Source organism: Actinacidiphila acididurans (assembly GCF_016918855.1).
Taxonomy (GTDB): domain Bacteria; phylum Actinomycetota; class Actinomycetes; order Streptomycetales; family Streptomycetaceae; genus Actinacidiphila; species Actinacidiphila acididurans.
Window position 1 is genome coordinate 125324 of the sequence record NZ_JADKYB010000028.1, and the last position, 9304, is coordinate 134627.

Below are 9304 nucleotides of genomic sequence, written 5' to 3' on the forward strand. Positions count from 1 at the left end.
TGTGGATCAGCGCCGGGTGCCGCTGAGCGCGAACACCACGGACCGTTCCCGTTCGGCCCAGTCGGCGTCCAGTTCGACCGATTGGAGCAGTACGCGCTCCACGTCGTAGCCGCCCTCCTCCAGGGCCCGGGCGATCGCCTCGGCCTTGTCGCGGGTGGCCGCCGCGGTCACGATCCGCTCCGGGCGGCGGGCGGCGCAGGCGATCACCACCTCGGCCCCGCCGCCGCCGATCCGGACCACGTCGGGCTCGGGCAGGTCCTCCAGGGCCTGCGGGGCGGTGCCGTGCACCACGTGCAGCGGGACGGCGTGCCGGCGGCCGGTGGCGCGGATCCAGTCGCAGGCGTCGGCGTCCCGGTCCACCGCGATCACCGCCGCGCCGAACCGGGCGGCCTCGACGGCCAGGGCGCCGTCCGCGGCGCCGATGTCCCACACCAGATCGCCGGTGCGCGGGCCGAGCCGGGCCAGTTGGAAGGCGCGGAGCTGGGCGGGCACGTCGCCGCCGTACTCGGCCGCGGGCAGTGCCCAGCCGCGGACCGGGCCGGGGAAGCCGGGGTCACGGCCGGCGATCCAGCCGCCGCCGCGCTGGGCCGGCGGCAGCCCGGGCACGATCTCCGGGGCGGCCGGCGAAGTGCCGCCCACCACCAGCACCACGTTGGGGTCGCGCCATATGTGGTCGGCGACCTTGTCGGAGGTCAGCACGGTGACCTCCTCCTGCTCGGTGCCCAGCGCCTCGCAGATGACGAAGGTGCGGTGCACGCCGGTGAGCAGCAGGGCGAGTTCGGCGGGGCCGGCGCCTGGCGCGGTGAGCACCGCGACCTTGGGGTAGGCGCGGCAGACGTTGACGGCGCGGCGCAGCGTACGGCTGCCGGCGACCACCACGCGGGCGTCGTCCCAGGGCATGCCGGCCCGGGCGAACGCCTGGGCGACCGCGGAGACCGCGGGCAGCACCTCGATCTCCAGGCCGTGTTCGGGGGCGCGCAGGGCGCGGACCACGCCGAAGAAGCCGGGGTCGCCGTCGGCGAGCACGACCGCGGTGCCGCGGTGCTGGGCGATGCGGCGGGCGGCGATGTCGATGCTGCCGAGCACGATGCGTTCGGCGCCCTGCGGTACGTACGGCAGGGACAGGTGGGCCCGGGTGCCGGCCACCAAAGTGGCGGCGCTCAGGGCGGAGCGGGCGGCGTCGGTCGGGGGCGAGCCGTCCCATCCGATCACGGTGACCCGGTCGGCCATCGTCGTGGACCCTCCATGCCGTGTGCCATGCCGTACGGTGCGATCCCGCGCCGCGCAGCGGCGGCGCGGCCAGGTGCGGCCGACGCGTGCCCGGCCCCGGGGTCAGAACCCTAACCCGCCGAGGTGTCCGGCGAACCCCCCGGTGGCCGCTCAGCGCCAGTCGGCATACGCGGTGTAGCTGTCGTACACGTCCTGTTCGCCGGGGCGGCCGACGGTGTCGTCCAGGTCCTCGGGCAGCAGACTCCACACCAGCAGGTCGGTGCGGATCTCGGTCCAGCGGCCGTCCTCGGTCTGGGTGCGTACGATTCCGGCGTTGCGCAGCACGCCCTCGCTGACGCAGCCGATCTTCTGGGCGACCTGCTGGGAGGCGGTGTTGTCGGCGGCGGTGCGCAGTTCGACGCGTTCGAAGCCCTGGTCGTCGAACAGCCAGCGGCACACGGCCAGTACGGACTCGCAGGCATAGCCCTCGCCGCGGGCCCAGGTCGCGGTCAGGTAGCCGATCTCGGTGCCGCGGATGCGCCAGTCGGTGCGCTGGAGTTGGACGGTGCCGACCAGGCGCTGGGTCATGACCTCGGTCACGGCGAGCATGAGGCCGCGGCCTTCGATACGGTCCCGGGCCGTGCGCGTCACGTACTCGCGCGCGTCCTTGGCCGTATAGGGGTGCGGTACACCCGTCCACGCGGTGATGAGCTCGTCGTTCATCATCTCCGCGAGCTCGGGGATGTCCTCCTCCTCGTACGGGCGCAGCACCAGCCGCTCCGTACTGAGCGAGATGTCCGGAAAGGTGGAGGTCATTCGCTGCTCCGTAACCAGGGCATAGGTGGATTGCACAGCATGCAGCATCGGGCGCCGGGTCCGCCGGGCAGGGTGGGCGCGGCCGGGGGGCTGCCGCCCGGGGCGGGCGGCGCCGCAGGCCCGAGCGCGGCGAACACCCTTCCAGAGTAGGGGGAATGCCCGTCAGGGCGAGTATCCGTGAACGTCATCCGATGCTGCTACCGTCAGCCCGCGTGACAGTGCACCACGCAGCAGGAGTCGGCTATCAGCGGGCCGCGGGAGTCTACGAGCGCTCCCGGCCCTCCTATCCGATCGCCGCGCTGGCCGCGCTGGCGGACGCGCTGCCGCTGGAGCGGGGCCGTACCGTGGTCGATCTGGGGGCCGGCACCGGCAAGTTCACCCGGCTGCTGGCGCTGACCGGGGCCGAGGTGCTGGCGGTGGAGCCGGTCGCGGAGATGCGGCAGCGATTGGCGGAGCTTTTGCCGGGCGTGGCGGCAACCGACGGTACCGCGGAGGACACCGGGCTGCCGGACGGCTGCGCGGACGCGGTGGTGGCGGCGCAGTCCTGGCACTGGTTCGAGGCGGACGCGGCGCTGGCCGAGGTGGAACGGCTGCTGCGGCCGGGCGGGGCGCTGGCACTGGTGTGGAACACGTACGACACCTCGGTGCCGTGGGTGAAGGACTTCCAGGACATCTATTTCCGGCTGGCGCCGCGCGACCTGCCGAGCCCGCCGCTGACCGCGGGGCTGGGCGAGCACCACCCGGTGGCGTGGCGGGAGGCGTTCGACTCCCGCAAGGGGTGGGGGCCGATCGAGGAGCGGCACTGGCCCAATCCGCACACGACGACGGTCGCGGACGTGGTGGAGCGGATGATGTCCTCCAGCCACATCGCGGTCCTGGACGCGGGGGCGCAGGCGCGGGTGCGCGCGGAGGTGGAGTCCGTGCTGGGCGCGCACGACGCGACCCGCAGCACGGGGGCGGTCGACATGCCGTACACCACCGACGTGTACTGGATGCGGTACGGCTGACCCTGCGGTACGGCTGACCGGCCGGGCGCGTGACGCGCGCCACTCGCCGGGCTGCCGGGGCGGGCCGGCGGGCTCGTGCCCCGGCCGGTGACCAGGGGGTGGCGGACCGTGGGGGCCCGCGCCCGTAATACAGTCGTCGCATGCTCACCGCCGTCATCGTCACGGTCTCCGTCACCGCGCTGCTGCTCTCGGCGTGGTGCGGCTACGCGGCGTACCGCGACTCGCCGACCAAGGACTGGCATTTCGGCGGCATGGCCGTGGTGACGCTGGTCGCGCTGCTGCAACTGGTGATCTCGGTGGTGCAGCTGGCTCGCGGCGAACGGCCCGAGCAGGGCCTGGCGGTCTTCCTCGCCTACCTGATAGGGGCGGCCTGCACGATCCCGGCCGCCGCCTTCATGTCCCTGGCCGAGCGGACCCGGTGGGGCTCGGCCATCGTCGCGGCCGGAGGCATCATCCTGGCCGTCCTCGAACTCCGGTTGGACCAGATCTGGGGGAACGGCCATGGCTGACCGCACACCGCAGCACCCGGCGCCCGCGCCGCCGGCCGCCCCGGAGGGGCGCGACGACCGGGAGGGCGTGCCGGCCGCCGCGCGCCCGCAGGCCGGGAAGATCGGCACCGGTCCCGGCCGGCTGCTGCTGTGGCTCTACGGCATCTTCACGGTGGCGGCGCTGTCCCGGTCGATCGTGCAGATCAGCACCAAGTTCCATCACGCGCCGCTGGCGTACGTGCTGTCGCTGGTGGCCGGCGTGCTCTACGCGGTGATCCTGACCGCGCTGGTCAAGGGCGGCGAGTCGGCGCGGCGGCTGGCGCTGGTGTGCTGCTCGCTGGAGCTGCTGGGCGTGCTGACCGTGGGCACACTGACCGTGGTGGACTCCTCGGCGTTCCCGGACGCGACCGTCTGGTCGTACTACGGGGCCGGCTACATCCTGCTGCCGGTGGTGCTGCCGGTCACCGGCCTGATCTGGCTGCGCCGGGCCGCTCAGCCGGCCGCCGACGGGACACCCGCCGAGTCGAAGGCGGCATGAAAAGGCGCCTCCCCTGTGGCGAGTGCCACCCGGCGAGGCGCTGTCGTGAGGTGTGCGGTACGCGGTGCTGCCCGGGGCCGGGGCCCCGGGCGGCGAGTGGCCGGACGGGTCGGCGTCAGGCGCTGACCGCGTAGGGGGTGTCGGCGGGCTTTTCCATGTGGACCAGGCTCAGCCGGCGGGTGACCGGCTCCGCGGCGCCGACCTGCTCGTACCCAAGCTTGCGGTACATCCGCAGGTTGACCTCGCTGCGGTGACCGGTGAACAGCCGGTACCGCTTGGCCTCGGCCTCGGCGGCGAGGCGGCCCTCCAGGGCGGCCAGCAGCCGGCCGCCGAGGCCGTGCCGCTGGAGCCGCGGGTGGACGATGAGCTTGCCGATTCGGGCGGTGCCGTCGTCGTCGACGACGCCGCGTACCGAACCGACGACTTCCTGGCCGAGCCGTGCGACCAGCACGACGCCATGGGTGAGTTCCGCCCGCAGCTCGTCCAGAGTCTGCGTGAGCGGTTCGATCGAGTAGTCGCCGTAGAGCTCTGCTTCGCCCTGGTAGCAGAGGTACTGCAGTTTGAGGATCTTCTCGGCGTCGCCGTCGTGCGCCGTAGAGATGGTCACGCTCATGCCCATGCGCGCTGGCCTCCCCTTCGATTCCGTCCGGGCAGTTGAGGGTGAGGTGCGAGCCCGGGACGTTGGCCTGAGCGGAGTTGGTGCGGTTATGCGCCCTCTCCGTGGCGCAGATGATCGCACAATCAATTCCTGCTGGGCACCGTATGTGGCGCCCGTCTCAGTTGCGTCCGGGCGTGGCGAAGGTGCCCACTGCCGCTGACTGTTTACCGTGCCTTACCCCGTACGGCCGGGGATTCAACCCTCGATTTCAGGACGGCGCGCAGACACCCCAGGCAGCGCGAGCGCAGCGGGCCGAGGCTGCCCTGTGAGATTCCCAACTCCCGGGAGATTTCCCGGTACGTGGGGTCGGCCCCGGACATCAGGGCCGCGACCAGCTGTGGACAGCGGCCGGGCAGGGTGCGTACCACCGCCGCCAGGCGCCGGCGCCGTTCGGCCGCGAGCACGGTTTCCAGTACGTCGCGGGCGGCCGGTTCGGCTCCCCCGCCGGCCCCGTCGCGGGGCAGGCGGCCGTGCAGCGCGCGGACGGCGGCGTGCGCCTCGGCACGTACCACCGCGCGCACCCAGCGCTCGGGGTCGGCCGGGAGGGTGCCGCCGCGCTCCAGCAGCCGCAGCCAGACGGCCTGTTCGAGGTCGGCGGCCTCGATCCCGGCGCCGTCCGGCACCGCGGCGGCGGCCTCGGCGGCCAGCAGCGGGCCGAGCGGCAGGCCGCCTTCGGGGGTGGGGACGGGGTCCGCGGCGGCGCGCGGAGTCCCGTACAGAAGGGTCGGGGTGATCGGCATGCCCCGGGACACGGCACGGGCGCCCACGACGGTTGCCGGGCGCGGCCGTCATCACCTCAAGGGGTACGGTTCCTGGGCCGGACGGGGGACCGGCGCCGCCCGTGGTTGACGCCTCGCGCGCACCGCGTGGCCCACGTCATGAGCCCGGCGGGTGAGCCCGGCGTGCGCGGGGCACGGGCGCGGAAGTATCGTCCTCGTGTGCGGGCCGGTGTCCCCCCTCAGGTGCGGCCGGTCCGGCGTTCCGTCGACCGTACGAGACCGGAGGGTGTGTTGTCCCGGCTGTCCCGCAGCGTGCTCAAGGCGATTCTGCTGGTCCTGATGCGTGTGCTGTACCACCCCAGGGTCGAGGGCCTGGCCAACATCCCGGACGAGGGGCCGGTGATCGTGGCGGGCAACCATGTCACCTTCATCGACTCGCTGTTCCTCGGCCTCGTGGTCAAGCGGCAGGTCTTCTTCATCGGCAAGGACGAGTACGTCACGGGCAAGGGGATCAAGGGCCGGCTGATGGCCTGGTTCTTCACCACCTGCGGGATGATCCCGGTGGACCGGGACGGCGGGCACGGCGGCGTGGCCGCCCTGATGACCGGCCGCCGGGTGCTGGACGAGGGGAAGATCTTCGGCATCTACCCGGAGGGGACCCGCTCCCCCGACGGCCGGCTGTACCGCGGCCGCACCGGGATCGCCCGGCTGGCCCTGATGACCGGCGCGCCGGTGGTGCCGTTCGCGGTCATCGGCACCGACAAGGTGCAGCCGGGCGGGCGCGGCATGCCCCGGCTGGCCCCGGTCAGCCTCCGCTTCGGCGCCCCGCTGGAGTTCACCCGCTACGAGGGCATGGACCGCGACCGCTACGTCCTGCGGGCCGTCACCGACGAGGTGATGTCGCACGTGATGCGGCTGTCCGGCCAGGAGTACGTGGACATCTACGCCACCAAGGCGAAGGCCGCCGCGGCCTGACGCACGGCCAGGCGGCCCCCTGCTCACGCAACCGCCCGCCGGACCGGGAACTGCCGGGCCGGCGGGCGCGTCCGTTTGCACAAGACCCGCACAGGGCACGTGCGGCGGGACGACGGGAGGGGGCGGCCGATGCGGCGAGCGGTGTGGCGGGGCGCGGGCGCGGCGGTGGTGGCCGGGGCGGTCGCGGCGGCCGTGGCCTGGGGCGGTCCGGGAGCAGGCGGCGGGAGCGCGGACGCGGCGCATCGGACCGGCGCCGCGGCGGCCTCCTTACGGCAGCAGTCGGGTCCGGCCGGCACGCCCGCGCCGCAGGACGAGTCCTGCAAACCCAGGGAGAGCTACCGGCCGCCGGCGACGCTGCCGCAGCCCGGCCACATGCCGGCCGGCTCCACCATGGCGGCCATCGTCAAACGCGGCCGGCTGATCGCCGGCGTCGACCAGAACTCGTACCTGTTCGCCTACCGCAACCCGCTCACCGGCGCGCTGGACGGCTACGAGATCCAGGTGCTCCAGCGGATCTCCCTGGCCCTGTTCGGCAGCAAGGACCGGATCGAGTACCGCACCATCTCCTCCAACGAGCGGCTCCAGGTCCTCGACACCGACCGGGCGAAGAACCCGGACCCGGTGGACATCGTCATCGACTCGATGACCATCAACTGCGACCGCTGGAAGAGCGTGGCCTTCTCGACCGACTACATGGACGCCGGGCAGAAGGTGCTCGTGCCCAACTCCTCGACCGCGCACTCCCTCGCGGACCTGGCCGGCAAGCGGGTCTGCGCGGCCAGCGGCACCACTTCCCTCCAAACCTTGGCCGCGGCGCGGCCGGCCGTGATCCCGGTGGGCGTCAAGGACTGGACCGACTGCCTGATGCAGATGCAGCTCGGGCAGGTGGACGCGGTCTCCACCGACGACACGATCCTGATCGGGCTCGCCCGGCAGGACCCGAACACCCACCTCATCGGTCCCCGCTTCACCGATGAGCCGCACGGCATCGCCATGCAGTCGGATCAGCTGGATTTTGTCCGCTTCGTCAACGGTGTGCTCGAGCAGATGCGGAATGACGGCTCTCTGGAGAAGCTCGCCCACGACACCCTGGGGCCCGGCTTCGGGCCCCCGGCCCCGCAGTACAGGGATTGAGGGTTCGCCGGGGATGCCCCGGGCCCGCCTGGCGGCGGGCGGTTCGCCGCCAGGCGGGCCTCATCCCTCCTTGGCGTGAGCCCATTCGTGCTGGACCGCCAGGTCCGCCGCCACCTCGGTGAGCTGGACGGCGACAGCCGAGGGAGCGGTGCCGCCGCGGGCGTTGCGGGAGGCCAGGGCGCCCTCGACGTTGAGAACGGTCCGCACTTCCGGGGTCAGGTGCTGGGAGATCTTGGCGAACTGCTCGTCGGTGAGCTGGTGCAGCTCGATGCCCTCGGCCTCGCAGACCTTGACGCATTCGCCGGCCACCTCGTGGGCGACGCGGAAGGGGACGCCCCGGCGGACCAGCCACTCGGCGATGTCGGTGGCGAGGGAGAAGCCGGCCGGGGCCAGCTCCTCCAGCCGCTCGCGGTGGACGGTGAGGGTGGCCAGCATCCCGGTGAACGCCGGAAGCAGGACTTCGAGCTGGTCGCAGGAGTCGAAGACCGGCTCCTTGTCCTCCTGCAGGTCGCGGTTGTAGGCCAGCGGGAGCGCCTTGAGGGTGGCGAGCAGCCCGGTGAGGTTGCCGATCAGGCGGCCGGACTTGCCGCGGGCCAGCTCGGCGATGTCCGGGTTCTTCTTCTGCGGCATGATCGAGGAGCCGGTGGAGAAGGCGTCGTGGAGGGTGACGAAGGAGAACTCCTTCGTGTTCCACAGGATGATCTCCTCGGCGATCCGGGACAGGTTCACCCCGATCATGGCCGTGATGAAGGCGAACTCGGCGACGAAGTCGCGCGCGGCGGTGCCGTCGATGGAGTTGCCGACGCTGCCGTTCTCGAAGCCGAGGTCGCGGGCGACCGCCTCCGGGTCCAGGCCGAGCGAGGAGCCGGCCAGCGCCCCGGACCCGTACGGGGAGACCGCGGTCCGCTCGTCCCACTGGCGCAGCCGCTGGGCGTCCCGGGACAGGGCCTGGACGTGGGCCAGCACGTGGTGGGCGAACAGCACCGGCTGGGCGTGCTGGAGGTGGGTGCGGCCGGGCATGGCCACGTCCGGGTGCTGCTCGGCCAGGCCCACCAGCGCGTCCTGGAGGTCGGCGATCAGGCCGCCGATGATCCGGGCGTGGTCGCGCAGGTACATCCGGAACAGGGTGGCGATCTGGTCGTTCCGCGACCGGCCGGCCCGCAGCTTCCCGCCGAGTTCGGGACCGACCCGCTCCATCAGCCCACGTTCGAGCGCGGTGTGCACATCCTCGTCGGCGATCGTGCCCGTGAATTCACCCGAGGCGACATCGGCCTCCAGGGTGTCCAGACCCGCCAGCATCCGGTCCAGCTCGTCCGCACCCAGCAGCCCGGCCCGGTTCAGCACCCGGGCGTGCGCCCGGGAGCCGGCGATGTCGTACGGCGCCAGACGGAAGTCGAAGTGCACGGAGGCGGAGAGTTTTTCCAGGGCGGCCGACGGCCCGTCCGCGAACCGCCCGCCCCACAGCTTGGCGTCCCGTGCCCGCCCGCTCGCCGCGTCTTTCCCTGTCACCTGGTCAGCTCCCGCCTCGCCGCACCTTTGCCGTCGGCATAAGTATGCGGGCTTCCGTATGAGTAGTCAAAGTGGCTCGCCGGGGGTGCCCCGAAGGGGCGCGGGGAACTGCGCGACCAGCCCCATTCCGTGGCGCGGGTCGCCACCGCCCCAAAGGGGCAATTGCTGCCGTCCCCGGACCACCGGCCGGTGGCCGGCTGAGCGCGCCGTTCCCCGCGCCCCTGGGTATCCCCGGCGAACCCCCCCCCCCA

General features: G+C 72.9%; 10 protein-coding genes. 5 read left to right on the top strand and 5 right to left on the bottom strand.

Translation table 11 applies throughout. The features are described 5' to 3' along the window. Positions 1-6: 6 nt before the first annotated feature. Both cbiE and ITX44_RS35785 read right to left on the bottom strand, forming a co-directional pair. On the bottom strand, positions 7-1230 hold the full coding sequence (gene cbiE, locus ITX44_RS35780) for a precorrin-6y C5,15-methyltransferase (decarboxylating) subunit CbiE (protein ID WP_205363299.1): 1224 nt from the start codon (positions 1228-1230) through the stop codon (positions 7-9). A 150-nt stretch (positions 1231-1380) separates the two neighbouring features. Next, positions 1381-2025: a GNAT family N-acetyltransferase gene (locus ITX44_RS35785; protein WP_205363300.1), complete on the bottom strand. Its 645-nt coding sequence runs from the start codon at positions 2023-2025 to the stop codon at positions 1381-1383. A 212-nt stretch (positions 2026-2237) separates the two neighbouring features. Here ITX44_RS35785 and ITX44_RS35790 point away from each other — a divergent pair, with 212 nt between their 5' ends. From ITX44_RS35790 to ITX44_RS35800, 3 genes are all read left to right on the top strand, one after another. Further along, complete coding sequence (locus ITX44_RS35790) at positions 2238-3032, top strand: class I SAM-dependent methyltransferase (RefSeq protein ID WP_205363301.1); 795 nt, start codon at positions 2238-2240, stop codon at positions 3030-3032. 140 nt (positions 3033-3172) lie between these two features. After that, on the top strand, positions 3173-3541 hold the full coding sequence (locus ITX44_RS35795; protein ID WP_205363302.1) for a hypothetical protein: 369 nt from the start codon (positions 3173-3175) through the stop codon (positions 3539-3541). Continuing rightward, positions 3534-4058, top strand: coding sequence for a hypothetical protein (locus ITX44_RS35800; RefSeq protein WP_236062268.1), 525 nt, complete (start codon positions 3534-3536; stop codon positions 4056-4058). Before ITX44_RS35795 ends, ITX44_RS35800 begins: the two co-directional genes overlap by 8 nt. 115 nt (positions 4059-4173) lie before the next feature. Here ITX44_RS35800 and ITX44_RS35805 read toward each other — a convergent pair whose 3' ends face one another. Together ITX44_RS35805 and ITX44_RS35810 are read right to left on the bottom strand one after the other, a co-directional pair. Beyond that, complete coding sequence (locus ITX44_RS35805; RefSeq protein WP_205363303.1) at positions 4174-4677, bottom strand: GNAT family N-acetyltransferase; 504 nt, start codon at positions 4675-4677, stop codon at positions 4174-4176. Between the two features lie 203 nt (positions 4678-4880). Further along, positions 4881-5456: an RNA polymerase sigma factor gene (locus tag ITX44_RS35810; RefSeq protein ID WP_236062269.1), complete on the bottom strand. Its 576-nt coding sequence runs from the start codon at positions 5454-5456 to the stop codon at positions 4881-4883. Positions 5457-5735: 279 nt separating this feature from the next. Between ITX44_RS35810 and ITX44_RS35815 the strand changes: the two genes are divergently transcribed. Both ITX44_RS35815 and ITX44_RS35820 read left to right on the top strand, forming a co-directional pair. Then, entirely contained in the window at positions 5736-6410 is a 675-nt protein-coding gene (locus ITX44_RS35815; protein WP_205363329.1) for a lysophospholipid acyltransferase family protein, read from the top strand. A gap of 129 nt (positions 6411-6539) precedes the next feature. Continuing rightward, on the top strand, positions 6540-7544 hold the full coding sequence (locus ITX44_RS35820) for a glutamate ABC transporter substrate-binding protein (protein ID WP_236062270.1): 1005 nt from the start codon (positions 6540-6542) through the stop codon (positions 7542-7544). Positions 7545-7604: 60 nt separating this feature from the next. Here ITX44_RS35820 and argH read toward each other — a convergent pair whose 3' ends face one another. Beyond that, positions 7605-9053 (bottom strand): argininosuccinate lyase, encoded by a 1449-nt coding sequence (gene argH, locus ITX44_RS35825; RefSeq protein ID WP_205363304.1) that lies wholly within the window; start codon positions 9051-9053, stop codon positions 7605-7607. Positions 9054-9304 lie beyond the last annotated feature (251 nt).